This window comes from Streptomyces sp. NPDC006872 (assembly GCF_040635845.1).
Taxonomy (GTDB): Bacteria; Actinomycetota; Actinomycetes; order Streptomycetales; family Streptomycetaceae; genus Streptomyces.
Window position 1 is genome coordinate 339,829 of the sequence record NZ_JBEYIL010000006.1, and the last position, 25,052, is coordinate 364,880.

Consider the following 25,052-nt stretch of genomic DNA (forward strand, 5'->3'; position numbering starts at 1 on the left):
GAGGTCAACGCGGGAGTGGTCCCCGTCGTATCCGTCGGGCGTGGGAGGATCCCGCATCATGAGTGCGTCCCCGGCGGTCCGGAGTCTGCGCGCCGCGGTGTTCGCCGCGGTGTGCGTGCTGCTGGCCGCCGCCGGGCACGGACTCGCCACGGGTGACGCGCCGCCGCCGTGGGCGGACGGCGCCGGATTCCTGGCGGTCTTCGCCGCCGGGTGGCTGCTGGGCGCCCGGGAGCGCTCGCTGCCCGGGATCGGCGCGGCCATGCTGGTCACCCAGGCCGGCCTGCACATCGCCTTCGACGCCGCCGCCCGCTCCCGTGCGGCCGCGCGGACCATGCCCGCGATGTCCATGACGTCCGCACACCGCGGCCCGCACCTGCACGCCCACGCCCACACCCACACCCACATCGCCACGGCGATGACCCCGCACATCGCCACGGCGATGACCCCGCACATCGCCACGGCGATGACCCCGCACATCGCCACGGCGATGACCCCGCACACCGCGACGGCCATGACCCCGCACGCCACCGCCGCTCACGTCCTCGCCGCGCTCGCCGCCTCCTGGTGGCTGCGGCGCGGGGAGGCCGCCCTGTGGTCGCTGCTGCGCTGGGCGGTCGCCTTCCTGCCGGGCCTCGCGGCCTGGTGGCGGGACGCCCGGGTCCCGCCGGCGCCCGTGCCGTCCGTCCGCTCCGCCGCCCCGGCTCCGGGCCCGGCCCGGCAGTTGCTGCTCCGGCATGCCGTGAGCCGCCGTGGGCCGCCCCCGCCGATCCCGTACGCGACCTGAACCCGAGCCGGCCCAGAGCCGGGCCCACACCTTCCTGTACGGAGATCACCCGCCCATGTCCACCACCACGACCACGACCACATCCGTATCCACGGCCGAGACCACGACCACGACCACGACCGCATCCACGCGCGTGTCCACGCGCGTGTCCACGACCCGTTCCGCCCTGCGCCGGGCCGGTCTCGGCGCCGTGCTCGCCGCCGCCGCGGTCCTGTGCGCGGCCGGCGCCGCCTCCGCGCACGTCACCGTCCATCCCGAGAGCTACGCCAAGGGGGCCACCGACGGCGTCCTCAGCTTCCGGGTGCCCGACGAGGAGGACACCGCGAGCACCACCGAGGTCCAGGTCTTCCTGCCCACCGACCACCCCGTCCTCGGCGTGCTGGTCCGCCCCCAGGACGGCTGGACGCCGAAGGTGACCACCACCAAGCTCAAGACGCCGGTCAAGACGGACGACGGCGCCATCACCGAGGCCGTCACCGAGATCACCTGGACCGGCGGGAAGATCGCCGCCGGCCAGTACGAGGACTTCGACGTCGCCTTCGGTCAACTCCCCGACGACACGGGCCAGTTGGTCTTCAAGGCCCTGCAGACCTACTCCGACGGCAAGACCGTCCGTTGGATCGAGGAGGCCGCGGCGGGCGCGGACGAGCCGGAGAACCCGGCGCCCGTGCTGAGGCTGACCACGGTGAGCGCCAAGAGCACCGACACCGCCGCCGGCAGCACGAAACAGGCCGACACCGCCGCTGACACCGGCGCAGCCGCCGCCTCCGGGACCGGCGACTCCACCGCCCGTGGCCTCGGCGTCGCCGGGCTGGTCGTCGGGGTGCTGGGCCTCGCGGCCGCCGGCTTCGCCGTCGTACGGACGCGGTCGGCACGCTCGTAGCCCTGCCGGAACGTAATCCGGAACGTGTCCGGAACGCAGGGGATGGGCCCGGACCGGGAATCCGGTCCGGGCCCATCCCCTGCGTGCTAGACGAGCTCGAGCATCTTCTCCGCGGGTGCCTCCGCCGTGACGCGCGAGGTCCGCCACAGCCACAGCACGTCGCGGCCGAAGGACCACACCAGCGAGCCCAGCGCCAGCAGCACGACGGCGAAGTTGGCCGCGTGGGGCAGCAGGTCGGCGCCCGCCACCAGCAGCAGGACGCCCTGCAGTGCGGCGACCGTCTTGCGGGCGGTGCTCGGCGGGAGCGGCGCGTTGAGCCAGGGGGCGACGCGGGCCGCGGCGACGAAGGCGTAGCGCATGCCGCCGATGAGCAGGACCCATGGGCCCAGCGCCATCGAGACGTAGACGCTGAGCACCAGGATCAGGAACGCGTCGACCTCCATGTCGAAGCGGGCGCCGAGCGCCGTCGAGGTGCCGGTGCGGCGGGCGACCTTGCCGTCGACGCCGTCGAGGATCAGGGCGACGGCCGTCAGGCCGACCAGGAGCGTCACCGGCGGGGCGGACTCGAAGGAGTCCGCGACCAGCGCGGTCACCCCGCCGACCAGGGTCGCCCGGCCGAGCGTGACCCGGTTGGCCGGGCCGAAGGAGCGCAGACTGGATCGGTGCAGCGCCCGGGAGAGGACCGCCCAGGTGGCGATGGCGAAGACGAGACCGGTCACCCAGCCCGCCGGCCCCATGCCGATCGCCGTGCCGAGCAGGGCCAGCAACAGGATCTGAACGCCCGCTCCCACAGCGGTCTCCTGCTGGACCAGCCTTGCGTCGTAAGTGTTGTTCAGGGCCACCGCACATTCCTCCGGCCAGATGACAGAGATGATCAGTGCCGCGTACTGTGCGCGGACTGTGCACACCTCGGTACGTGAACAGGTTCCCGATCGTTCAGGAGGATCCCGATGAACCGCACCGCTCGTGCGTTCTGGATCGACTCTCCGGGTGAGGGCGGGATACGCGATCTCACCCTTCCCGACCCCGCCGAGGGCGAGGTGCTGGTCCGCTCGCTCTTCTCCGGCGTCAGCCGTGGCACGGAGACGCTGGTCTTCCGCGGCGGGGTCCCCGCGAGCCAGCACGCCGTGATGCGGGCGCCGTTCCAGGAGGGCGAGTTCCCGGCCCCGGTGAAGTACGGCTACCTCAATGTGGGGCTGGTGGAGGAGGGGCCGCGGGACCTCGTCGGACGGACCGTCTTCTGCCTCTATCCGCACCAGACGCGGTACGTCGTCCCGGTCGCCGCGGTGACGGTCGTCCCCGACTCCGTGCCCGCCGAACGGGCCGTCCTCGCCGGCACGATCGAGACGGCCGTCAACGCGCTGTGGGACGCTGCGCCGCTGGTCGGCGACCGGATCGCGGTGGTCGGCGGCGGGATGGTCGGCTGCTCGGTGGCCGCGCTGCTGGCCCGCTTCCCGGGGGTGCGCGTGCAGTTGGTGGACGCCGACCCGGCGCGGGCGAAGACCGCCGAGGCCCTCGGCGTCGACTTCGCCGTCCCCGAGGACGCCCTGGGCGGCTGTGATCTCGTCGTGCACGCCAGCGCCACCGAGGCGGGTCTGGCCCGCTCCCTGGAGCTGCTGACGGCCGAGGGCACGGTCCTCGAACTCAGCTGGTACGGCGACCGGAAGGTCTCCCTGCCGCTGGGCGAGGAGTTCCACTCCCGCCGTCTGGTGATCCGCAGCAGCCAGGTCGGCGCCGTCTCCCCGGCCCGCCGCTCCAGCCGTACGTACGCCGACCGGCTCGCGCTCGCCCTGGAGCTGTTGGCCGATCCGGCGCTGGACGCGCTCGTCACGGGGGACAGCGCTTTCGAGGAGCTGCCGGACGTCATGCCGAAGCTGGCGTCGGGCGAGATCCCGGCCCTGTGTCACCGCGTCAGGTATGCACAAGAGGGCCTGACCTGAGAAAAGAGTGAGATCGGGCTGAACACGGGGAAGCGAAGGTCCGTACTACACGGCATCCCCCGGCGGCCAACTGCCGGGGGAGCCAGACGCGCCGCACCTGGAGGGTCGTCCGTTGTTCAGTGTCACCGTCCGCGATCACATCATGATCGCCCACAGCTTCCGCGGCGAGGTCTTCGGACCCGCGCAGCGCCTGCACGGAGCGACGTTCCTCGTGGACGCCACCTTCCGCCGCGAGCAGCTGGACGACGACAACATCGTCGTCGACATCGGACTCGCCACGCAGGAACTGGGTGCCGTGGTCAGCGAGCTGAACTACCGCAACCTCGACAACGAGCCGGATTTCGCCGGGGTCAACACCTCGACGGAGTTCCTGGCCAAGGTCATCGCGGACCGGCTCGCGGAGCGGATCCACAAGGGGGCGCTCGGCGAGGGCGCCCGGGGCATCGCGGCCATCGCGGTCTCCCTGCACGAGTCGCACGTCGCCTGGGCGAGTTACGAGCGTGCGCTGTGACCGACGTGACCCTGGAGAAGACCGTGCACACGGCCCCGCTTTCGTACGTGCCCTCGCAGTCGGCGCTTCCCAAGATGGGCGGGATCATCCCCATGTCGCTGCGCTCCGTGCACTTCGTGATGCCCGGCGGAGTCGACGACCCGGCGAACCCGAGCGGCGGCAACGCCTACGACCGGCGCCTGTGCCTTGATCTGCCGGGCTTCGGCTGGCAGGTGCACAAGCACCTGGCGTCCGGTTCCTGGCCCCGTCCGGAGGCCGCGGCCCGCGCGGAACTGGCCCGCACCCTGCGGGAGTTCCCCGACGGGACGGTCGTCCTCATCGACGGCCTGGTGGCCTGCGGGGTGCCGGAGATCATCGCCCCCGAGGCGGAGCGGCTGCGGCTCGCCGTGCTCGTCCATCTGCCGCTGGGCGACGAGCGGGGTCTCGCGCCCGAGGTGGCGGCCGAACTCGACGCCAAGGAGCGGGCCGTGCTGCGGGCCGTCCCCGCGGTGATCGCCACCAGCGAGTGGGCGGTCCGCCGCCTGGTCTCGCACCACGGCCTCGCCCCCGAGCGGGTGCACGTCGCCGCCCCCGGCGCCGACATCGCCCCGCTGGCCTCCGGCACGGACGGCGTCTCCCGTCTGCTGTGCGTGGCCGCCGTCACCCCGCGCAAGGGCCAGCACCGGCTGGTGGAGGCGCTGGCCGCGGCCCGGGACCTGCCGTGGAGCTGTGTGTGCGTGGGCGGCCTCGGGCAGGACCCGGAGTACGTCACCCATCTGCGCGGCCTCATCGCGAAGTACGGCCTCGAGGACCGGCTGCAGCTCGCGGGCCCGAAGGCCGGCGCCGAACTCGACGCCGCCTACGCCTCCGCCGACCTGATGGTCCTCACCTCGTACGCGGAGACGTACGGCATGGCCGTCACCGAGGCGCTCGCCCGCGGCATCCCCGTCCTCGCGACGGACGTCGGCGGGCTTCCCGAGGCGGTCGGCCGCGCCCCCGACGGCGGTGTCCCCGGCATCCTGGTCCCGCCGGAGGATCCGGCCGCCCTCGCGGTCGAACTGCGCGGCTGGTTCGGCGAGGCCGACGTACGGCGTCGCCTCAAGGCCGCCGCGCGCGGCCGCCGGGCGGCTCTGAACGGCTGGGCGAGCACCGCCCAGAGCCTGGCCGGGGTGCTCGGCCGGCTTCCCAGCGAACCCCGGAGGGCGGCATGAGGAAGACGACGGCGACCCCGGCCGACGTGGCACGACGGGTGGGCGGCATTCCGACCCAGCCGGTCCGGAAGGAGGCTGGTCCCATGACCGAGGCAGTGGTTCCCGACAGCACGGGCGCAGGCTCCGTGGCGCAGGCCGTCATCGCCGGCGCGGGACCGGTGGTCCGGCCCGGTGAGCGGCCCACCGTGCGGCTGCGCGACGCCGGGCCGGACGAGCAGCCCCGCTACGCCCCCGAGTGGCTGGAGCTGCGCGAGCCCGCCGACGCCGGCGCCCGGGCGATGGAGCTGCTGGACCCGCTGCGGATCCGGCTGGCCAACCTGCCCGGCCGCAGCGGGCTGGCCATCCACGACCTGGGCTGCGGCACCGGCTCGATGGGCCGCTGGCTGGCTCCCCGGCTGGACGGCGCCCAGCACTGGGTGCTGCACGACCGTGACCCCTACCTCCTGCACTTCGCGGCCGTCGCCTCCCCGCGGGCGGCCGCCGACGGCAGCCGGGTCACCGTCGAGACGCGGCGCGGCGACGTCGCCCGCCTCACCCCGGACGCCCTGCTCGGCGCCTCGCTGGTCACCGCCTCCGCACTGCTGGACGTCCTCACTCGCGAGGAGGTCGAGACGCTCGCCTCGGCCTGCGCGGGCGCGGGCTGCCCGGCGCTGCTGACGCTGTCGGTCGCCGGCCGCGTCGAGTTCTCCGCCCCGGACCCGCTGGACGACGAGATCGCCGCCGCCTTCAACGACCACCAGCGGCGCGACGGCCTGCTCGGCCCCGACGCGGTGAGCGTGGCCTGCGAGGCGTTCGCCGCCCACGGCGCGACCGTCAAGGTCCACCCGAGCCCCTGGCGGCTCGGCCCCGAGAACGTGGGCCTGACCGCTCAGTGGCTGCGCGGCTGGGTCGGCGCGGCGGTGGAGGAGCGCCCTCGACTCGCCGAGCGCGCCGAGGCCTACCTGGCGGGCCGGCTGGCGGCCTGCGCGGCGGGCGAACTGCAGGTCACCGTCCACCACAGCGACCTGCTGGCACTGGCCCGGCCGACGGGCGGGGCGTGATGAGCGCGGAGACGGTCGGCCCACGGGTGCGCACCGCCGCGCCGGTCGTGTGGGGCGAGGGGGCCCGGCCGGTCGTCCGGCGGCCCCTGCGCAGCCCGTCGGTGGGCCGCACCGGCGCCGCCGTGTCCGAGTCCCGCATCGGGGTCATCGTGACCCGGCCGCGCACGGAGAAGCCCTCGCGGCTGCGTGCGCTGCTCGGCAACCGCGCCCTGCGCACGCACTTCGGGACCGTCGCCGGGGTCGTCATCCTCACCGCCCTGCTGTGGAAGCTGGGCACCGGCGTCTTCCTGGACGGGCTCCGGCGGATCGACGCCCCGACCCTCCTGGCAGCGCTCGGGATCGGTGCGGTCACCACCGTGTTCAGCGCCTGGCGGTGGGCGCTGGTGGCCCGTGCGCTGCGCATCCGGCTGCCGTTCGGTCCGGCCGTCGCCGACTACTACCGTTCGCTGTTCCTCAACGCGGCGCTGCCCGGCGGCGTCCTCGGCGATGTGCACCGCGCGGTGCGGCACGGGCAGAGCGCCGGTGATGTGGGACGCGGCGTGCGGGCCGTCGTCCTGGAGCGCACCGCGGGGCAGTTGGTGCTGGCCGTGGCAGGCGTAACGGTCCTGCTGACCCTGCCCTCCCCGGTCATGGCGGACGCCCGGCAGCTCGCCCCCCTGGTCCTGCTGGCCGGGGTGGGCGCGCTCGCCGTCGTCGTGGCGGTCCGGATGAACTCCTCGTCGGCGCGTCGTGGCGGACGGCTGCGGGGGGTGCTGGCCGAGGCGCGTGAGGGACTGCTGTCGCGGCGCAACGGTCCGGGCGTCGCGGTGTCGTCGGCGGTCGTGCTGGCCGGTCACCTCGGCATGTTCGTGGTGGCCGCCCGGGTCGCCGGCTCCTCGGCCTCGGTCCTCGCGCTGCTGCCGATCGCCGTCCTCGCCCTGCTCGCCATGGGCCTGCCGCTGAACGTCGGCGGCTGGGGGCCCCGTGAGGGCGTCACCGCCTGGGCGTTCGGCGCCGCCGGGCTCGGCGCGAGCACCGGCCTCGCGGTCGCCGTCGTGTACGGCGTGCTCAGCTTCGTGGCGGCCCTGCCGGGGGCGGTCGTGCTGGTCGTCCGCTGGTACGCGGGAGTGCGGGCGGGGGCCGCCGAGGCGGCCGGACCCGAACTCGACGAACACCGGCCGCACTACGCGGAGTCGGTCTCCGAGCCGGTCTCCGAAGTGGGTGTCGAGGCTCCCGGAGTAAGCAGCGAGAAATATGCGCCGAAGGAATCCGCCAGGCTCGCCAGGAGTTCCTTCCCCTTTTCCGCCGAGCCCAGGGAAGGACGGCCGATGACGCCTGAATCGGTATAGGCGGACATTCCCAGAGTGAGCAGATGACGGCGGTCGTCCGCGACGAAATCGGCCGACTCATAACCGGGCCGGACGAGTTCGGGATGAGCGTGCAGCAGGATCGAGGTCTCGATCTCCCCGGCGTGCATGTCGGTGAGCAGCGAGGTCGACACCCCGGACCGCTCCAGCGCCGTCTCCCAGTCCTCCGGGGCCGGGAAGAGCGCCATCCGCTCACCGCGGGCGGAGGACTCCTGGACGACATTGCCCAGGACGTAGTTCCCGCCGTGTCCGTTGACCAGCACCAGGGCCTCGACGCCCGAGCGGCGCAACGACGCCGCGATGTCCCGTACCACCGCGTGAAGGGTCACGGAGGAGATGCTGACGGTCCCCGGCCAGGCCGCGTGCTCGTGCGAGCAGGCGATGGTCACCGGCGGAAGGAGATGCACCGGGTACGCCCCGGCGATCTCCCGGGCGATGGCGCACGCCACCAGTGTGTCGGTGGCCAGGGGCAGGTACGGTCCGTGCTGCTCGAAGCTTCCGACGGGAAGGACCGCCACCTGCGTCGAGACGCCGGCGCCCCGGGTCCTTACGTCTTCGGCGGTGTCCGTCGGCACCAGCCCGTACGCCGCCGACCGTATTCCCGAAACACTCATCTTTCCCCGGCCCTTCGTCTCTGCTTAGGAACCAGATCATGACAGAAAAAATTGGCGTACTCGGCACGAAGACCCCCCAGCGCACCGGTGTGGAACGCGTGGTGAATGCGCCCCTGCCCACCGTGTACGGGAATTTCCAGGCGATCGGCTACATGGACCACGACCGCGGTGACGAACAGGTCGCCCTCGTCTACGGGGAGATCGGCGCGGAGGACGTGCTGACCCGGCTGCACTCGGAGTGCCTGACCGGCGATGCGTTCGGCTCCCAGCACTGCGAGTGCGGCGACCAGCTGGAGTCCGCGCTGCGGGCCGTCGTCGCCGAGGGCCGCGGCATCGTCGTCTATCTGCGCGGGCACGAGGGCCGGGGCATAGGCCTGCTCGGGAAGCTGCGGGCGATGGCGCTGCAGGCGGAGGGCCTGGACACCGTCGAGGCGAACGTCGCGCTGGGCTTCCCGGTGGACGCCCGCGACTACAAGGTGGCCGCCGACATCCTGCGCGACCTCGGCGTGCGCTCCGTCCGCCTGATGTCGAACAACCCGCGCAAGCGCGAGGCGCTGGTGGACAACGGCATCAAGGTCGCCGAGGAGGTGCCCCTGCTGATCGAGCCGTGCGAGAACAACATCACCTACCTGCGCACCAAGCGGGAGCGCCTGGACCACCGGCTGCCCCATCTGGACGCGGTGGCCCACTGGTCCTGAGAGTGCTTCGGACCGCTGCCCGAACGGGTAGGGATCACGGCGGTCACGGCATACGACAGCCTCGGCGCCGGCGTCAGGGCCGGGGCCGCCGCGAAAAGGAGCCGCTCGCGTGAACACGCATGCCTCGGTCGTCGTCATCGGCGGTGGGGTGATGGGCACGAGCATCGCCTATCACCTCGCCGCCGCCGGTGTCCGCGACGTCCTGCTGGTCGAGCGGGACGAACTCGCCGCCGGCTCGACCTCGAAGGCCGCCGGAGGGGTCCGCGCCCAGTTCTCCGACGAGCTGAACATCCAGCTCGGGGCGCGCAGCCTGGAGGCGTTCGGCCGGTTCGGGGAGGAGATCGGGTACGACATCGGGCTGCACCGTGTCGGCTACCTCTTCCTGTTGTCCACCCCGCAGGAGGTCGCCTCCTTCGAGGCGGGCGTGCGGCTGCAGAACGCGCTGGGCGTGCCCAGCCGGATGATCGACCCCGCCGAGGCGCAGCGCCTCTCCCCGCTGATCAGGACCGACGGGTTACTGGCGGCCGCGTTCTCGCCCGACGACGGCCACTGCACGCCGGAAGCCGTCGTCCACGGGTACGCGGCCGCCGCCCGCCGGTGCGGTGCGCGCATCCTGCGGCACACTGCGGTCACCGGCATCGAACGACAGGGCGCCGCGATCACCGCGGTGGAGACGACACTCGGCCGCATCACCACCGACACGGTGATCTGCGCGGCCGGCGCCTGGTCCAAGGCCGTCGGCGCGATGGCCGGCGTGGAGCTGCCGGTGCAGCCGCTGCGCCGCCAGATCGCGGTGACCGAGCCGGTCCCGGGTCTGCCGCCCGGCCTGCCGATGACCATCGACTTCAGCAGCACCCTCTACTTCCACACCGAGGGCCCCGGCCTGCTGGTCGGCCTGTCCGACCCGGACGAGCGTCCCGGCTTCGCCACCGACACCCACGAGCGGTGGATCCCCCGCCTGGCCGACGCCATGCAGCGCCGCGCCCCCGCCCTCCTCGACCTGCGGCGCACGGGCGGCTGGGCGGGACTGTACGAGGTCAGCCCGGACTGCAACGCCCTGATCGGCGAGGCGTCTTCGGTATCCCGTTTTCTGTATGCGACCGGCTTCTCTGGCCACGGTTTCCTCCAGGGGCCGGCGGTCGGCGAGGTCGTCCGTGACCTGTACCTGGGCCGCGTACCCTTCGTGGACGTCACCCCCCTGAGCGCCGACCGTTTCGCGGCCGACGCCCCGCGTCCGGAGGTCAACTGCGTATGACCGAGCTGCGTACGGCCGAACTGCACCTGTGGCTGCGCCACGAGGCCCGCCCCACCGAACGGCGCACCCCGGTCGTCCCGGAGGACGCCCGCCGCCTCGTCGAGGCCGGCGTGCGCCTCACGGTCGAGGACTCCCCGCAGCACGTCTTCCCGACCCAGGAGTACGAGGCCGTCGGCGCCCGGATCGCTCCCGCGGGCTCCTGGTCGTCCGCGCCGCACGACGCGGTGATCCTCGGGCTGAAGGAACTCCCGGACGAGCCCGACGAACTGACGCATCGGCATGTCTTCTTCGGGCACGCCTACAAGCAACAGCCGGGCGCGGCCGACCTGTTGCGCCGGTTCGCCGCCGGGGGAGGGGCGCTGCTCGACCTGGAGTACCTGGTCGACGACGACGGCCGTCGCCTCGCCGCCTTCGGCTACTGGGCGGGCTACCTGGGCGCGGCCCTGGCGGTCCTCCAGCACCGGGACCGGCTCACCGTGCCCCTGCGGCCCACCGAGAAGGCGAAGTTGGACGAAGCGCTGCGCCCGGCGGCCGGTGACGAGGAGTTCACCGCCCTTGTCGTCGGCGCTCTGGGCCGCAGCGGCCGGGGCGCACGGGCCGCGTTCGCCACGGCCGGCGTCGAACCCACCTGCTGGGACCTCGCGGAGACCCGCGATCTGGACCGCGCAGCCCTGCTGGCGCACGACATGCTGGTCAACTGCGTCCTCGCCACCGCCCCGGTGCCGCCGTTCGTCCGCGAGGAGGACCTGGACGCCCCGGCCCGTCGGCTGCGCACCCTCTCCGACGTCACCTGTGACGTGGGCTCGCCCCTCAACGTCCTGCCGGTGTACGACCGCACGACCGAGTGGACGGATCCGGTGCGCCGGCTGCGCAAGGAGCCCCCGCTCGACCTGATCGCCATCGACAATCTGCCGTCCCTGCTGCCGCGCGAGTCCAGCGCCGACTTCTCGGCCGCGCTGACGCCTCTGCTGCTGGAGTACGGGGTGAACGCGGCCTGGCCGCGGTGTCTGAACCGGTTCCGTGAAGCGTGCCGCGAACTCGGTGTGAGGGAAGGGGAGTTCGACCGTGCCTGACCTCGTTCCCGCATCGGGCACCGTCCACTGGGTGGGCGCCGGACTCTCCACGGGCAGCGGCCTGGCCGCCCTGTGCGCGCGCACCGACCGGGTGCGGCTGTGGCACCGCACGGCGCAGCGAGCGGCCGAGGCCCTCGACCGGCTGGGCCTGACCGGACGCGCCGAGCCGCGCCCCTACACCCTCGACGCGCTCACGGCCGAACTGGCCCCCGGGGACGTCGTCGTGTCGATGCTGCCCGCGCCCGAGCACGCGCCGCTGCTGTCGGCGTGCGTGACCCGACAGGCCCACTTCGCGTGCTCCAGCTATGTCTCGGACGCGGTGCTGGAGCAGGTGCCCGCGGCCGAGGAGGCGGGGATCGTCGTCCTCACCGAGGCCGGACTCGACCCGGGCATCGACCATCTCTTCGCGCACAGCCTCGTCGCCCGCGCCCGGGAGGCGATCGGCGACGACACGGCGGCCTCGTACCGGCTCACCTCGTACTGCGGAGGCATCCCCGCCGTAGCCAACGACTTCAGATACCGGTTCAGCTGGGCGCCCCTCGGCGTCCTCAACGCCCTGCGCTCGCCCGCGCGTCATGTCGAGAACGGCGCCGAGGTCGTGGTGGACCGGCCCTGGGAGGCGACGCGCGGGCACCTCGTCGGCGGGGAGACGTTCGAGGTCTATCCCAACCGCGACAGCGTGCCGTTCATCGAGCAGTACGAGCTGCCGCGAGGCTGGAAGCCGCGGACCTTCGTGCGCGGCACGCTGCGTCTGGACGGCTGGCTGCGGGCCTGGGACGCGGTGTTCGAGGAGCTGAAGGCCGGCGACGACACCCGGATCGCCGCTCTGGCCCGGGAGTTGGCGGCCACCTATCCCACCACGGACGCCGACCGCGACCGGGTGGTCCTCGCCGTGTCGCTGGAGGTGTCCGTGGACACGGGTGCGGGCGGTGGCGGGGGCGGGGGCGAGGGTGTCGCCAACGGCAGCTCGTGGTCGGGGAGTTACCTCCTCGACCTGGAGGGTGACGAGGAGGAGAGCGCGATGGCGCGCTGTGTCTCCCGGCCGCTCGCCCTCGGTGTCCGGCACATCCTGGACGGCTCCCTGCCGGTCGGGCTGAGCAGGGCGGCCGAGACGGCGGAGCGGTCGCAGGAGTGGCTGGACGAACTCGACGACGAGGGGCTGGAGTTCACGTTGCGGGTCGAGGGCTGACGGACCGTGCCGGCGACAGCGGCGATGCGTCGGCCCGAGGCCGTCAGTCCGTGAGGGCCTCGTGGACCAGGCGTTTGAGGTCGGGGTAGAGCTTCAGGGACCGCCTCGGCCTCAACTGGGTGAGGAACTGCACGGTCACGTCGTGGGTCGGGTCGACCCAGAAGGTCGTCGTGGCGACACCGCTCCAGCCGTATGTGCCGAGGCCCGAGGGGGCCTGGGTGCGGCTCGGGTCGGTGACCACGGAGACGCCGAGGCCGAAGCCGACGCCGTCGTGACCGGGTTCGTCATGGGCGGGGCGGCTGCCGAAGGCGCGCAGGTCGGCGCCACCGGGGAGATGGTTGCGGGTCATCAGGTCGACCGTCTCGGGCGCGAGCAGCCGGACCCCGTCGAGCTCGCCGCGACGGCGCAGCAGCTCGCTGAAGCGGTGGATGTCGTAAGCGGTTGCCACCATGCCGCCGCTGCCCGACAGGAACCGGGGGCGGCCGAACAGCGGCAGGCCCAGGATCGGCTCGATACCGCCGCTGTCGCTGTCGCCGTACAGCTCCGCCAGCCGGCCGGCCTGTTCCTCCGTGATCTGGAAGCCGGCGTCGGGCATGCCGAGCGGGCGGAAGATCCGCTCGGCGAGGAACTCGTCCAGGGGGCGGCCGGAGACGACCTCGATGATCCGGCCCAGGACGTTGGTGGCCACCGAGTAGTTCCACTGCGTGCCCGGCTCGAACTGCAGCGGCAGCCGCGCGTACGCCTCCACCGTCTCCGCCAGGTTCGAGCCCGGCAGCACCGCCGACTCCAGACCGGCCTCCCGGTAGAGGGCGTCGACGGGGTGGCAGTGGTAGAAGGCGAAGGTCAGACCCGCGGTGTGGGTCATCAGGTGCTTCACGAGCAGGGGCTGCTCGACCGGGCGGGTGGTGAGGCCCGCACCGGAGCCGCCCGTGTACACCCGCTGGTCGGCGAAGGCCGGCAGGTGGTCGGCGACCGGGTCGTCGAGCCGTAGCCGGCCCTCCTCCATCAGTATCAGCGCGGCGACCGAGGTGACCGGCTTGGTCATGGAGTAGATCCGGTAGAGGGTGTCGGCCTCGACGGGCAGCCCGGCGGCGCGGTCGCGGTGGCCGTGCGCGGTGAGGTGCGCGACCCGGCCGCCGCGGGAGACGGCCACGAGGAACCCGGGCAGGCGCCCTTCGTCCACATAGTGGGCGACGTGCTGGTCGAGGCGGTCCAGTGCCTTCGCGTCCAGCCCGACCTCGCTCGGGTCGACCTCTTGCCGCAGCAGTGCCATCGTTCTCCTCCGGTGCGCTCGTTCAAGGTGCGGTCCGGGCCTACCCCGCCCGGACGACCTCAGACCTCATGGTCGCGTAGGGAACGCCTGTACGGACCCCTTTCGGCACCGTGATCCGTGTGCGTTGCGTCGCTTCCACCAGCCGTGGAGTCGGCCGGAGGGGCAGGAGGGCCGGACGGTGCGGGACGCGGTCGGCTCGGCAGCGCACGGCAGACCGGCAGTGCCGCCGCGGCGGCGAAAGCCAGTACGAAGAGGGGCGTGCGCGCCGTGCCGAGAGCCGTCAGCACGGTCGCCGACGCCACACCCAGCACCGGCCCGACGTTCATCGCCGTCTGCTGCAACCCGCCTGCCACCCCGGCCGACTCCACGGGAGCCTGCCGTACGACGACATGGGTCGCCGCGACCATCACGGCGCCGAACCCGGCGCCCACGAGCGCGAACCCGATGCAGAAGGCCACCGTCCCCGAGGCCCGGGCGAGTACGAGGAGACCTGCGGCGAGGACGACCGTCGCCCCCGCGACCGTGCCGCGGGCGCCGGCCCGGCGCAGCAGCACGGCCGAGGCGGGCGCGGCGGCCACCAGCAGCACGGCCAGCGGCAGACTGAGCAGCGCGCTGCTCAGCGGGGACAGGCCCAGGCCGTCCTGGAGGACGTAGACACAGGCGAACAGTGCGCCGTTGAGAGCCGCCGACGCGAGGACGAGCACGCCGAGCGCCGCGGCAACGGCCCTGGAACCGGTTACCCCCGGTGGCAGCAGCGGGGCGGCGGCGCGGCGCTCGTGGCGTACGAAGGCGGCGCCGGCGAAGAGCGCGACCGGGGCCGACCAGGTCATGTCCGGCAGTGTGACGAGGGTGTGCACCAGGCAGGCCAGGGCCACGGCGAGCAGCAGGGCGCCGGGTACGTCGAGCGGGAGCGGAGGACGGGTGGGCGCAGACGCCATGCCGTGGGCGCGTGAGGTGAGGGCGAGCAGGCCGAAGAGCAGCGCGGGGGCGATGTTGAGGAGGAACACGGCCCGCCAGCCGAACTGTGTGGCGAGCGCCCCGCCCACCACCGGACCGGCCGCCGCGGCCACTCCGATGGAGGCGGTGCGCACGGCGATCGGCATCCGCAGCCGCTCGGGCGGGTACGCGGCCCGCAGCATCCCCAGCGTGGCCGGCTGCAGCAGCGCGCCGAAGACCCCCTGCACGACCCGCAGCCCGATCACCCAGCCGACATCCGGGGCCAGCGCGATGCCGGCCGAGGCGGCGCCGAAGCCGAGCATGCCGAGGGCGAAGGCGCGCCGGTGTCCGTACCGGTCGCCGAGCCGCCCGGCGAACACCAACAGGCCTGCCACCGCGACCAGATAGCCGGTGCTGGTCCACTGGACCTGGACGAGGGAGGCGTGCAGGTCGCGGCGCAGGGTGGGCTGGGCGACCGTGAGCACGGTGCCGTCCAGTGCCACGACCATGGCGCCGGCGACGCTGCTCGCCAGCGTCAGCCACGGGGGACGCGGGGGACGCGGGGAACTCGGGGAACTGGGGGAACTCGGGGCACGCTTCACCGGCCGGCCTCGGGGCCGAGATGCGCGTCCAGGGCGGTTCGCAGGAGGGGGGTGAAGTCATCGGTGCCGGTGGCGAGTTGGAGACTTCCCCAGCGCCACAACTGGGCGATGCCGTGCAGGTTCGCCCACAGCGCGCCCGCGACCGTACGGGCGTCGCCGGCGGCGTCGCGGGCGTCGTCGGCCGACCGGGCGCGGCCGACCAGTTCCACCAGCAGGCCGAACAACGGCAGGCTGGTGTCCCGCAGTCGCAAGTGGCCGCTCTCCAGCAGATCGTGACGGAACATCAGCTCGTACATCCCGGGGTTCTCCAGAGCGAACTCCAGGTAGGCGCGGCCCAGTTCGGCCAGTTGTGTGCGTGGATCCGCGGTCCCGTCGCCGAGTGTCGTCGTCACGCGCCCGGCGAGCTCGGTGAAGCCGCGGTGCGCGATCGCCGACAACAGCTCCAGGTGGGTGGGGAAGTGTCGGCGCGGCGCCCCGTGCGAGACACCCGCCCTTCGGGCGATCTCCCGCAGGGTCAGCGCCCCGGCGCCCTCCCGGGTCACGAGGTCCACACCGACGTCGACCAGCCGGCTGCGGAGGTCCTGGTCGGGCGGCTGAGGCTTGTCCATGGACACTGTCTACCAAGACGCGGTAGACAGTGTCTACTCGAAACGGCGGGGAATGCGCCTCCAAGGACGCGGGTTGTGCGAGACATGACTCAGGAGACGACGCAGAACGCACTGCTCGCGCTGCTCACCGAGGGTCGCAGCGGGGTGCTGGTCACCCTGAAGCGCGACGGACGCCCTCAGCTGTCCAATGTCAGTCACCACTACTACCCGGACGAGGGCGTCATCCGGATCTCCGTCACGGACGATCGCGCCAAGACCCGCAACCTGCGCCGCGACCCCCGGGCGTCGTACCACGTCACCGCTCCCGACCACCGTGCCTACACGGTCGCCGAGGCCACCGCCGACCTCACGCCGGTCGCCGAGGACCCCTATGACGACACGGTCGAGGAACTGATCCGCCTCTACCGCGACGTCCTCGGCGAACACCCCGACTGGGACGACTACCGAGCGGCCATGGTCCGCGACCGCCGCCTCGTGGTGCGCCTACGGGTGGAGCGGGCGTACGGCATCCCCAGGGTCGTCGACGCCGGGTAGAGCGGTTCCGGCTGCCACGACGTACCCGAGCCCCCGGAGCCATGAAGGCTCCGGGGGCTCGGGAGTCCCGGCGGACCGGGCCCGGGCGGGGACGGTGGCCCGGGCCCAGGGGCGGGGACGGTGCCCCGGGGTGCGAGCGGTCGTCCGGGGAGGCCGGGGACGGTGCAGCGGGACGGCGCCCCCGGCCCGCAGGATCAGGCAGTAACCGTTTCCGGCTGGGACGGCTCCCGCACGGAGCGCTCGCCGAGCTGCTCCGTCGGGATCTTCGCCGTCTCCCGGGCCGACAGCGCCGCGATCACCGGCGGGACGCACAGCGCCGCCGTGAAGAGGGCCACCGAGGACCAGTCGTCGCCGTTCGGGCCCGCGATCTGCGCGGCGAAGGTGACCGCGAAGCCGGCCACGGCGAAGCCGATCTGGGTGCCGATCGCCATGCCGGACAGCCGGACCCGGGTGGAGAACATCTCGCCGTAGAAGGAGGGCCACACACCGTTCGCGGCGCTGTAGACCACACCGAAGGTGGCGATGCCCATGAGCAGGATCAGCGGGTAGGAGCCGGTGGAGATCGCCCACAGGTAGGCGACCATCATCACCGCGCTGCCTGCCGCGCCGATCAGGAACACCGGACGGCGGCCGATGCGGTCGGAGAGCGTGGCCCACGCGGGGATGGCCGCCAGCGCGACCAGGTTGGCCAGCGCGCCCACCCACAGCATGGAGGAGCGGTCCATGCCGACCGAGTCGCTCGTCGCGTACGCCAGCGCCCACACGGTGAAGATGGTGCTGACCGAGGCGACGAGCGCGCCCGCGATCACCCGCAGGACGTCCGCCCAGTGCTCGCGCAGCAGCACCGCCAGGGGCAGCTTGACGACCTCGCCGGTGGCCTGCTGGGCCTCGAAGGCCGGCGTCTCCTCCAGCTTGCGGCGGATGACGTAGCCGACCACGGCGACCGCGATGCTCAGCCAGAACGGGACCCGCCAGCCCCAGGACAGCAGCTGGTCCTCGGGGAGGGCCGCGATCGGGATGAAGACGAGCGTGGCGAGGAGCTGGCCGCCCTGGGTGCCGCTGAGCGTGAAGCTGGTGAAGAAGCCGCGCCGGTTCGGCGGGGCGTGTTCCAGCGTCATGGAGTTGGCGCTGGCCTGCTCGCCGGCCGCGGAGATGCCCTGCAGGACACGGCACAGCACCAGCAGGACGGGCGCGAGCGAGCCGACCTGGTCGCGGGTGGGCAGGCAGCCGATGAGGAACGTCGAGACGCCCATCAGGATGAGCGTGAAGACCATGATCTTCTTACGGCCCGCGCGGTCGCCGAAGTGCCCGAGGAAGAGGGCGCCGACGGGCCGGGCCGCGTAGGCGACGCCGAACGTGGCGAGCGACAGCAGGGTCGCGGTGGCCGGGTCCGACTCGTCGAAGAAGACCTTCGGGAAGATCAGTGCTGCCGCGCTGCCGTAAATGAAGAAGTCGTAGTACTCCAGGGCACTGCCGATCCAGGCCGCCGTAGCGGCTTTCTTCGGCTGGCCGGGGGGTGCGGCGGGGACGGGCACGGCTTGCTCCTTCGAGGGAACTCCAGCGTCCAACGTACGTGGAGTGAGGCAAGGGGAGTAGGGCCGGCTCCCTGGGGTGCGGGGCGGCTGCGCCGGGTGCGTGCCCGGCTAATTAACCCACTGGGTAGTTAGTAGCGGATGGCTACGGATGTTGCGCTGATGTTTCTCCGCTGTCAATAGGTCGCGCGGAAGGATCTTCCGCGGCTGTTCCGCTCCGCCGTGCCCGGTCCCGTGCCGCACTGCCCCGCGTCGCCCGCGCCGCGCCGTTCCTGTCGTTCCCCGCCGTCCCAGCCGTCGGGGAACGGCGCGGGCCCGGCGGATCAGTCCGACGCGCGTTCCGCCGTCAGATAGGCGATCACCATGTCGCCGAGCATGGTGCGGTAGTGCTCGCGCTGTGCCGGGTCGACCAGGTCGCGGCCGAACAGCGCGCCGAACGTGTGCCGGTTGGCCACCCGGAAGAAGCAGAACGAGCTGATCATCGCGTGCAGGTCGACGGCGTCCACCTCGGCCGTGAACAGGCCGGACTCGTGCCCGGAGGCCAGGATGCGGCGGATCACGTCGAGCGCCGGGGAGCCGATCCGCCCGAGCTTCTCGGAGCCGGCGATGTGCTCGGCCTCGTGGATGTTCTCGATGCTCACCAGGCGGATGAAGTCGGGATGCTGCTCATGGTGGTCGAAGGTGACCTCCGCCAGCCGGCGGATGGCCGCGACGGGGTCGAGGTGCTCGACGTCGAGCTCCTGCTCGGCCTCGCGGATCACGCCGTAGGCCCGCTCCAGGACGGCCGTGAACAGTTGCTCCTTGCCGCCGAAGTAGTAGTAGATCATCCGCTTCGTGGTGCTGGTGAGGGCGGCGATGTCGTCCACCCGGGCCCCGGCGTAGCCCGCCCGGGCGAACTCCTGGGTCGCCACGTCGAGGATCTCGGCCTGGGTCCGGGCGGCGTCGCGGATGCGCCCGTTGCCGTGGGGTCGTGCCGGTTCGTCGACGCTGGTCATCGGGTTCCTTCGGGCGGCGTAAGTGCAGTGCCGAGATTCTAGAAGCCCCCTCCCGCCCTGTGACGTGAGAGGGCTTCCCTTGGGGCCTGCCCCGGTGTTATGACTAACTCACCAGTTCGTACATTAGTCGTCCGACTCGGTCGCTTCAGTCGCCGTCCGACTCAGTGGCTTCAGTCGATCCAGCCGATCAGGAGGTCCGCAGTGGCCGTCGTCTTCAAGGACTCGTATCTCGTCGGGCTGATCGGTTCCGGCATCGGTCCGTCGCTCAGCCCGGCGCTGCACGAGCAGGAGGCCGACCGGCAGGGGCTGCGCTACCTGTACCGCCTCGTCGACATCGACGTGCTCGGCGTCGGGCCCGAGGCGGTCGGCGACCTGGTGCGCGCCGCGCGCGACCTCGGCTTCGACGGGCTCAACATCACGCACCCGTGCAAGCAGCTGGTCATCCCGCACCTCGACGCGCTCTCCCCGCAGGCCGAGGCGCTCGGCGCGGTCAACACCGTCGTCTTCGAGGATGGCCGGGCCATCGGCCACAACACCGACGTAACCGGTTTCGCCGCCTCTTTCGCGCGCGGTCTGCCGGACGTCCCGCTGGAGCGGGTCGTGCAGCTCGGCGCCGGAGGCGCGGGCGCGGCCGTCGCGCACGCAACGCTCACCCTCGGCGCCGGGCAGGTCACGGTCGTCGACGCGCTGCCCGACCGGGCCGCGGATCTCGCCGGCTCCCTGAACCGCCACTTCGGGCCCGGCCGGGCCACGGCCGCCACCCCGGACCGGCTGGCCGACCTGCTCGCCTCGGCCGACGGCATCGTGCACGCCACCCCCACCGGCATGGCCGCCCACCCCGGCCTGCCCTTCCCGGCGGAGCTGCTGCGGCCCGACCTGTGGGTCGCCGAGGTCGTCTACCGCCCGCTGGAGACAGAGCTGCTGCGCACCGCCCGCGCGCTGGGCTGCGCCACCCTCGACGGCGGCGGCATGGCCGTCTTCCAGGCCGCGGACGCGTTCCGGCTGTTCACCGGCCGGGAACCCGACAGCACGCAGATGCTCACGCACTTCGCCGCGCTGGCCGGCGCGGTCACCGCCCCGAAGTAGCGGCCGCCCCGAACCAGCCGCAGCCGCAACCGCCGCCCCGCAGGCAGCCGCCCCCCAAGCAGCGGCCGTCCCGCAGGCGATCGCCGCCCCGCACGCAGCGGTCTCCCCGCAGGCGATCGCCGCCCCGCAACGACCAGGAGACGTCCAGGTGCGTACGTCCATAGCAACCGTTTCCCTCAGCGGATCCCTCACCGAGAAGCTCACGGCCGCCGCCCGGGCCGGTTTCGACGGCGTCGAGATCTTCGAGAACGACCTGCTCGCGAGCCCCCTGACCCCACAGGAGATCCGCGCCCGCTGCGCCGACCTCGGCCTGGGCATCGACCTGTACCAGCCGATGCGGGACATCGAGGCCGTGCCGGCCGCGGAGTTCGCCCGCAACCTGCGCCGCGCCCGGCACAAGTTCGAGCTGATGGACCGGCTCGGCGCGGACACCGTCCTGGTCTGCTCCAGCGTCTCCCCGCTCGCCGTGGACGACGACGCCCTCGCCGCCGAGCAGCTGAGCGAACTGGCCGACCTGGCCCAGGACTTCGACGTCCGCGTCGCCTACGAGGCGCTCGCCTGGGGGCGGCACGTCAGCACCTACGACCATGCCTGGCACATCGTCGAGACCGCAGATCACCCCGCGCTCGGCACCTGCCTCGACAGCTTCCACATCCTCTCCCGGGGCTCCGACCCCAAGCCGATCGAGGACATCCCCGGCGAGAAGATCTTCTTCCTGCAACTCGCCGACGCCCCGCTGCTCGGCATGGACGTCCTGCAGTGGAGCCGCCACCACCGCTGCTTCCCCGGGCAGGGCGGCTTCGACGTCGCCGGACTGGTGAAACACGTACTGCGCACCGGTTACGACGGTCCGCTCTCCCTGGAGGTCTTCAACGACGTCTTCCGGCAGGCCGACGCCGGTCTGACCGCCGTGGACGCCCGCCGCTCCCTGCTGATCCTTCAGGAGGAGGTCGGCATCGAGGCCCTGCCCGCGCCCGCCGCGCCCACCGGGGTCGCCTTCGCCGAACTGGTCACCCACGACGCCGAACCCGTCGTCGCCCTCCTCGCCGGCCTGGGCTTCGCCCGCACCGCCCGGCACCGCGGCAAACCGGTCGAGCTCTGGGAGCAGGGCGAGGCCCGGATCCTGGTCAACACCGGCCCGGCCGCCCTCCCGCACGCTCGGCTTCGCCCGCGCGGGGGGACCCCCGCCGACGGCACCGCGCTCGCCGCCATCGGCCTGGAGTCACCGGACCCGGCCGCGGCCGCCCGCCGCGCCGAGGCACTCCTCGCCCCCGTGCTGCCCCGCCGCCGCGCAGCCGCGGACGCCCCGCTCGACGCCGTCGCCGCCCCCGACGGCACGGAACTCTTCCTGTGCGCGACGAACCGGCCCGAACTCCCCAACTGGCGCGCCGACTTCGAGGACGTCCCGCACGCCGCCGCCGCGACCGCCGCCACCGCGGCCACGCTCGGGGCCTGCCGCGTCGACCACGTGGCGCTCACCCAGCCCTGGCACCACTTCGACGAGGCCGTCCTCTTCCACCGCGGTGTCCTCGGCCTCGACGCCCAGGAGTCCGTCGACGTCGCCGACCCCTACGGGCTGCTGCGCAGCCGTGCCGTCACCAACGCCGACGGCAGCGTCCGCTTCCCGCTCACCGTCGGCGCGGCCCCCGGCGACGACACCGCGCACGCCCGGCACATCGCGCTGGCCACCGACGACGTGATCGCCGCGGCCCGCCGGCTCACCGAGGCCGGCGGCCGCCTGCTGCCCATCCCCGCGAACTACTACGACGACCTCGCGGCCCGCTTCGAGTTCGCCGACGGCGAGCTGGAGACCTACCGCGACCTCGGCATCCTCTACGACCGGGACGCGCACGGCGTCTTCCGGCACTGCTACACGCACACGGTCGGCCGTGTCTTCTTCGAACTCGTCCAGCGCGACGGCGGCTACCAGGGCTACGGCGCCGGCAACGCGCCGGTGCGGCTCGCCGCCCAGCACGCCGTGCGCTGACCCGGCCTACTGGCGGCTGACCGTCCGGGTCACACCGGCGACCACCGTCGTGGCCAGGATCCACCCGGTGACGATGAGGACGTAGGACAGCGTCTGGTACCCGCCGGTCGGCGCGAAGGCGCTCTCCTGACCGAAGGAGATCACCGGCAGCAGCAGGTCGAGGGTGTAGAAGACCGGGTTGAACTCGGGCGCCTCGCCCGCCTTGAGCGGCGGCGGGTGATGCCCGGCGTACGCGACCGAGCCGACGGCCAGCAACGACAGCAGCCAGACCGCCGCGCGCAGCGGGCGGAAGCCGTAGCCGACCGCGGCGTCCTGGAGGTGGCCCCACAGTCGGCCGTACCAGGGCAGCGTGCCGCGATGACGGCGCTGCTTGGCCAACTGCACGACCCGGGTGGCCCGGTCGTCGCCGGTGCGGCGGTAGGCGGCCGTCAGCTGTTCGTAGGCGTGCGGGTCGAAGCCCTCGTCGCGCTCCAGCATGGGCAGGCGCCGCTCGGGGGGCTCGTGCGGGGTGAGGAAGGTGTAGGTGAGGTCCAGCAGCCGCACCTGGTCCGGCAACATCTCCGGCTCCAGCTGGAGTTGGCCCACCTCGGCGCGCCGCAGGTTCAGCCGGCCCTCGATGGGGGCGCCCTCGCGCAGCCAGATCTCGCCGATGACGCAGCTGCTGGCGCGCAGGGCGGTGCCGCCCGGGTTGGACAGCGTGGTGTGCAGGAGGTCGATCCGGCCGGGGACACGGGAGCCGCGAAGATCGATGCGGCCCTGCGCGTGCATCCGCCGGGCCAGCAGGTTCGCGCCGACGTCGAGCGCCTCCGCCTCCAGGACGAAGCCGCCGGGATTGCTCAACTCGGCGTCCTCCAGGTCGATCGAGCCGGCGACGGTGGCGCCGTCGAGCCGGATAGGTCCGTGGGCGCGCAGTCCGCGGGCGCAGAGGTCGTCGTCGATGGAGACCTGGTTGAGCTGGAGGGCGGGCTGTGCGGGGTCGGTCGTGGTGACCTCCGCCCCGTCGAGGTACAGCGCGCCCGAGATCTGTGCCCTGCTGAGGTGGACCAGGCCGCCGACACGGCAGCGGGTCAGTCGCAGTCCGCCGTCGATCCGGGTGTGCGAAGCGTCCAGACCGGGCAGTTCGGAGTCGCGCAGGCTGACGTAGTTGAGCTGGGCGCCGACCAGTCGCGGGGCCTCGTCGAAGCGGCAGTGGCTCAGCCGGATCATGCTGTCGACGACCGCGTACCGCAGGTCGAGGACGCCGGTGATGCGCGCGCCCGCGATCCTGAGAGCGGCTATCTCCCCCGGCTCCCGGGGGCCGTTGAGGAGCAGCGCCCGCAACACGGCGGCCCGTACGCCGTGTTCGGGACCGTTCTCCTCGCCGTGCGCCCGGAAGTCCACGGTCGCCCCCGTGGCGAAGGCCCGCCAGACTCGTTGTTCGGCCGGTGTCAGATCGTTGATCTCCATCAGCCGCGACTCTGGCGGGCCCCGTCGAGCGGTGTCAACCGCCTATGCCCGTGCGTTCCATTCGGCGATCACGGGTCGCCCGTGTTCCGTCGACAGCCGGCTCACCGTCCCGGTGGCCAGCTGGAACAACCGGCCCTCGGCGGGCGGCAGTCCTAGCCGACGGGCCGTCAGGACCCGGAGGAAATGGCCGTGGGCGACGAGCACGACGTCACGGTCGTCGTGCGCGAGCGCCGCGTCCACCCGGGCGAGCACCCGGTCGGCGCGTTGCCCGACCGCCAGGGGCGACTCCCCGGGGTGACCGTCCGGGCCGGGCGGCACGCCGTCGGTCCACAGGTCCCAGGCGGGGCGGGTGCGGTGGATGTCGACGGTGGTGACGCCCTCGTAGCCGCCGTAGTCCCACTCGTGCAGGTCGGGTTCGGGCACGGCCCCGGTGAGACCGGCGAGTTCGGCGGTGCGGATCGCGCGGTGCAGCGTGCTGGTCAGGGCCAGCGCGAAGGTCCGCCCGGAGAGGAGCGGGGCGAGGGACTTGGCCTGTTCCTCGCCCTGTTCGGTGAGGGGCAGGTCGGTCCAGCTGGTGTGCTGTCCCGACCTGCTCCACTGCGTCTCCCCGTGGCGGACCAGCAGAAGATCCCCCACGGCCCGACTACTTCTCGGCCGACTCGACGGCGTGGCCGCCGAACTGGTTGCGCAGCGCCGCGATCATCTTCATCTGCGGCGAGTCGTCCTGACGGGACGCGAACCGCGCGAAGAGGGAGGCGGTGATGGCCGGCAGCGGCACGGCGTTGTCGATGGCGGCCTCGACCGTCCACCGGCCCTCGCCGGAGTCCTCGGCGTAGCCGCGCAGCTTGTCCAGGTGCACGTCCTCGTCGAGGGCGTTGACCGCCAGGTCGAGCAGCCAGGACCGGATGACCGTGCCCTCCTGCCAGGACCGGAAGACCTCGCGCACGTTCTCCACCGAGTCGACCTTCTCGAGCAGCTCCCAGCCCTCGGCGTAGGCCTGCATCATGGCGTACTCGATGCCGTTGTGGACCATCTTCGAGAAGTGCCCGGCGCCGACCCTGCCGGCGTGGACATAGCCGTACGGGCCCTCCGGCTTGAGCGCGTCGAAGATCGGCTGGAGCCGGTCGACGTGCTTCTTGTCGCCGCCGACCATCAGGGCGTAGCCGTTCTGCAGGCCCCACACGCCGCCGGAGACACCGGCGTCGACGAAGCCGATGCCCTTGGCGCCGAGCTCCTCGGCGTGCTTCTCGTCGTCCGTCCAGCGCGAGTTGCCGCCGTCGACGACCACGTCACCGGGCTCCAGGAGCTCGCCGAGCTCGTCGACGGTGGACTGGGTCGCGGCGCCGGCCGGGACCATCACCCAGACCACGCGCGGGGCTTCGAGCCCGTCGACGAGCTCGGCCAGGCTCGCCACGTCGGAGACCTCGGGGTTGCGGTCGTAGCCGATGACGGTGTGGCCGGCGCGGCGGATGCGCTCGCGCATGTTGCCGCCCATCTTGCCGAGGCCGATCAGGCCGAGCTGCACCGATG

At 72.9% G+C, this 25,052-nt stretch carries 23 protein-coding genes and 1 pseudogene; 14 read left to right on the forward strand and 10 right to left on the reverse strand.

The genetic code is table 11. From position 1 onward, the window contains the following. Positions 1-58: 58 nt before the first annotated feature. On the forward strand, positions 59-784 hold the full coding sequence (locus tag ABZ725_RS20280; protein WP_358803980.1) for a hypothetical protein: 726 nt from the start codon (positions 59-61) through the stop codon (positions 782-784). Positions 785-929: 145 nt separating this feature from the next. Beyond that, positions 930-1,667, forward strand: coding sequence for a YcnI family protein (locus ABZ725_RS20285; protein ID WP_358804152.1), 738 nt, complete (start codon positions 930-932; stop codon positions 1,665-1,667). A gap of 86 nt (positions 1,668-1,753) precedes the next feature. On the opposite strand, the gene ABZ725_RS20290 is transcribed toward ABZ725_RS20285, so the two are convergent. Then, on the reverse strand, positions 1,754-2,509 hold the full coding sequence (locus ABZ725_RS20290) for a CDP-alcohol phosphatidyltransferase family protein (protein WP_358803981.1): 756 nt from the start codon (positions 2,507-2,509) through the stop codon (positions 1,754-1,756). Between the two features lie 108 nt (positions 2,510-2,617). On the opposite strand from ABZ725_RS20290, the gene ABZ725_RS20295 reads away from it, so the two are divergent. The 5 genes and pseudogenes from ABZ725_RS20295 to ABZ725_RS20315 all read left to right on the forward strand — a co-directional run. Further along, positions 2,618-3,607, forward strand: coding sequence for a zinc-binding alcohol dehydrogenase (locus ABZ725_RS20295; RefSeq protein WP_358803982.1), 990 nt, complete (start codon positions 2,618-2,620; stop codon positions 3,605-3,607). Between the two features lie 112 nt (positions 3,608-3,719). Next, positions 3,720-4,118: a 6-carboxytetrahydropterin synthase gene (locus tag ABZ725_RS20300; protein WP_054241489.1), complete on the forward strand. Its 399-nt coding sequence runs from the start codon at positions 3,720-3,722 to the stop codon at positions 4,116-4,118. After that, the gene (locus ABZ725_RS20305; protein ID WP_358803983.1) at positions 4,115-5,308 is read left to right on the forward strand and encodes a glycosyltransferase family 4 protein; all 1,194 of its coding nucleotides are present in this window, start codon (positions 4,115-4,117) and stop codon (positions 5,306-5,308) included. Before ABZ725_RS20300 ends, ABZ725_RS20305 begins: the two co-directional genes overlap by 4 nt. An 83-nt stretch (positions 5,309-5,391) precedes the next feature. Then, positions 5,392-6,348, forward strand: a complete 957-nt coding sequence (locus ABZ725_RS20310; protein WP_358803984.1) for an SAM-dependent methyltransferase — start codon at positions 5,392-5,394, stop codon at positions 6,346-6,348. Beyond that, positions 6,348-7,361, forward strand: a pseudogene (locus ABZ725_RS20315) (lysylphosphatidylglycerol synthase transmembrane domain-containing protein); the annotation flags it as partial. The gene ABZ725_RS20310 and the pseudogene ABZ725_RS20315, both read left to right, overlap by 1 nt. Positions 7,362-7,510: 149 nt before the next feature. Here ABZ725_RS20315 and ABZ725_RS20320 read toward each other — a convergent pair. Beyond that, positions 7,511-8,308, reverse strand: a complete 798-nt coding sequence (locus tag ABZ725_RS20320; RefSeq protein ID WP_358803985.1) for a creatininase family protein — start codon at positions 8,306-8,308, stop codon at positions 7,511-7,513. Positions 8,309-8,346: 38 nt separating this feature from the next. Between ABZ725_RS20320 and ribA the strand changes: the two genes are divergently transcribed. From ribA to ABZ725_RS20340, 4 genes are all read left to right on the forward strand, one after another. Next, a complete protein-coding gene (gene ribA, locus ABZ725_RS20325) occupies positions 8,347-9,006 on the forward strand; it encodes a GTP cyclohydrolase II (RefSeq protein WP_358803986.1) in 660 nt (219 codons plus the stop codon). 109 nt (positions 9,007-9,115) lie between these two features. Continuing rightward, on the forward strand, positions 9,116-10,261 hold the full coding sequence (locus tag ABZ725_RS20330; protein WP_358803987.1) for an FAD-binding oxidoreductase: 1,146 nt from the start codon (positions 9,116-9,118) through the stop codon (positions 10,259-10,261). Beyond that, positions 10,258-11,334, forward strand: coding sequence for a saccharopine dehydrogenase (locus ABZ725_RS20335; protein ID WP_358803988.1), 1,077 nt, complete (start codon positions 10,258-10,260; stop codon positions 11,332-11,334). The genes ABZ725_RS20330 and ABZ725_RS20335 overlap by 4 nt, the downstream gene beginning before the upstream one ends. Further along, positions 11,327-12,523 carry a saccharopine dehydrogenase family protein gene (locus tag ABZ725_RS20340; RefSeq protein ID WP_358803989.1) on the forward strand — a complete coding sequence of 399 codons (1,197 nt, stop codon included), beginning with the start codon at positions 11,327-11,329 and terminating at the stop codon, positions 12,521-12,523. Before ABZ725_RS20335 ends, ABZ725_RS20340 begins: the two co-directional genes overlap by 8 nt. Before the next feature lie 43 nt (positions 12,524-12,566). Here ABZ725_RS20340 and ABZ725_RS20345 read toward each other — a convergent pair whose 3' ends face one another. The 3 genes from ABZ725_RS20345 to ABZ725_RS20355 form a co-directional block, all read right to left on the reverse strand. Beyond that, complete coding sequence (locus tag ABZ725_RS20345; protein ID WP_358803990.1) at positions 12,567-13,796, reverse strand: serine hydrolase domain-containing protein; 1,230 nt, start codon at positions 13,794-13,796, stop codon at positions 12,567-12,569. Positions 13,797-13,855: 59 nt separating this feature from the next. Next, positions 13,856-15,241, reverse strand: a complete 1,386-nt coding sequence (locus tag ABZ725_RS20350; RefSeq protein WP_358803991.1) for an MFS transporter — start codon at positions 15,239-15,241, stop codon at positions 13,856-13,858. Between the two features lie 89 nt (positions 15,242-15,330). Beyond that, positions 15,331-15,942, reverse strand: coding sequence for a TetR/AcrR family transcriptional regulator (locus ABZ725_RS20355; RefSeq protein WP_358803992.1), 612 nt, complete (start codon positions 15,940-15,942; stop codon positions 15,331-15,333). A gap of 84 nt (positions 15,943-16,026) precedes the next feature. Here ABZ725_RS20355 and ABZ725_RS20360 point away from each other — a divergent pair, with 84 nt between their 5' ends. Next, on the forward strand, positions 16,027-16,476 hold the full coding sequence (locus ABZ725_RS20360) for a PPOX class F420-dependent oxidoreductase (RefSeq protein WP_358804153.1): 450 nt from the start codon (positions 16,027-16,029) through the stop codon (positions 16,474-16,476). A gap of 194 nt (positions 16,477-16,670) precedes the next feature. Here ABZ725_RS20360 and ABZ725_RS20365 read toward each other — a convergent pair whose 3' ends face one another. Both ABZ725_RS20365 and ABZ725_RS20370 read right to left on the reverse strand, forming a co-directional pair. Then, complete coding sequence (locus tag ABZ725_RS20365) at positions 16,671-18,011, reverse strand: MFS transporter (RefSeq protein ID WP_358803993.1); 1,341 nt, start codon at positions 18,009-18,011, stop codon at positions 16,671-16,673. 320 nt (positions 18,012-18,331) lie between these two features. Continuing rightward, positions 18,332-19,003, reverse strand: coding sequence for a TetR/AcrR family transcriptional regulator (locus ABZ725_RS20370; protein ID WP_358803994.1), 672 nt, complete (start codon positions 19,001-19,003; stop codon positions 18,332-18,334). Positions 19,004-19,204: 201 nt separating this feature from the next. Between ABZ725_RS20370 and ABZ725_RS20375 the strand changes: the two genes are divergently transcribed. Continuing rightward, the gene (locus tag ABZ725_RS20375) at positions 19,205-20,089 is read left to right on the forward strand and encodes a shikimate dehydrogenase (protein WP_358803995.1); all 885 of its coding nucleotides are present in this window, start codon (positions 19,205-19,207) and stop codon (positions 20,087-20,089) included. Positions 20,090-20,237: 148 nt separating this feature from the next. Next, entirely contained in the window at positions 20,238-22,076 is a 1,839-nt protein-coding gene (locus ABZ725_RS20380; protein WP_358803996.1) for a TIM barrel protein, read from the forward strand. Between the two features lie 6 nt (positions 22,077-22,082). Here ABZ725_RS20380 and ABZ725_RS20385 read toward each other — a convergent pair whose 3' ends face one another. Genes ABZ725_RS20385 through gnd form a run of 3 tightly spaced genes read right to left on the reverse strand, consistent with a single transcriptional unit; the run spans position 22,083 to position 25,047 of the window. Then, a complete protein-coding gene (locus tag ABZ725_RS20385; RefSeq protein WP_358803997.1) occupies positions 22,083-23,522 on the reverse strand; it encodes a membrane-associated oxidoreductase in 1,440 nt (479 codons plus the stop codon). A gap of 42 nt (positions 23,523-23,564) precedes the next feature. Continuing rightward, positions 23,565-24,158, reverse strand: coding sequence for a histidine phosphatase family protein (locus ABZ725_RS20390; protein WP_358803998.1), 594 nt, complete (start codon positions 24,156-24,158; stop codon positions 23,565-23,567). A 7-nt stretch (positions 24,159-24,165) separates the two neighbouring features. Next, entirely contained in the window at positions 24,166-25,047 is an 882-nt protein-coding gene (gnd, locus tag ABZ725_RS20395) for a phosphogluconate dehydrogenase (NAD(+)-dependent, decarboxylating) (protein ID WP_358804154.1), read from the reverse strand. Positions 25,048-25,052 lie beyond the last annotated feature (5 nt).

Excerpts from the sequence above, each read along its gene's own strand:
- ABZ725_RS20310 (WP_358803984.1), top strand. The coding sequence starts at position 5,392 with ATGACCGAGGCAGTGGTTCCCGACAGCACGGGCGCAGGCTCCGTGGCG.
- ABZ725_RS20385 (WP_358803997.1), bottom strand. The coding sequence starts at position 23,522 with ATGGAGATCAACGATCTGACACCGGCCGAACAACGAGTCTGGCGGGCC.
- ABZ725_RS20370 (WP_358803994.1), bottom strand. The coding sequence starts at position 19,003 with ATGACCAGCGTCGACGAACCGGCACGACCCCACGGCAACGGGCGCATC.
- ABZ725_RS20345 (WP_358803990.1), bottom strand. The coding sequence starts at position 13,796 with ATGGCACTGCTGCGGCAAGAGGTCGACCCGAGCGAGGTCGGGCTGGAC.
- ABZ725_RS20335 (WP_358803988.1), top strand. The coding sequence starts at position 10,258 with ATGACCGAGCTGCGTACGGCCGAACTGCACCTGTGGCTGCGCCACGAG.
- ABZ725_RS20350 (WP_358803991.1), bottom strand. The coding sequence starts at position 15,241 with ATGGTCGTGGCACTGGACGGCACCGTGCTCACGGTCGCCCAGCCCACC.
- ABZ725_RS20295 (WP_358803982.1), top strand. The coding sequence starts at position 2,618 with ATGAACCGCACCGCTCGTGCGTTCTGGATCGACTCTCCGGGTGAGGGC.
- ABZ725_RS20355 (WP_358803992.1), bottom strand. The coding sequence starts at position 15,942 with ATGGACAAGCCTCAGCCGCCCGACCAGGACCTCCGCAGCCGGCTGGTC.
- ribA (WP_358803986.1), top strand. The coding sequence starts at position 8,347 with ATGACAGAAAAAATTGGCGTACTCGGCACGAAGACCCCCCAGCGCACC.
- ABZ725_RS20320 (WP_358803985.1), bottom strand. The coding sequence starts at position 8,308 with ATGAGTGTTTCGGGAATACGGTCGGCGGCGTACGGGCTGGTGCCGACG.
- ABZ725_RS20360 (WP_358804153.1), top strand. The coding sequence starts at position 16,027 with ATGACTCAGGAGACGACGCAGAACGCACTGCTCGCGCTGCTCACCGAG.
- ABZ725_RS20280 (WP_358803980.1), top strand. The coding sequence starts at position 59 with ATGAGTGCGTCCCCGGCGGTCCGGAGTCTGCGCGCCGCGGTGTTCGCC.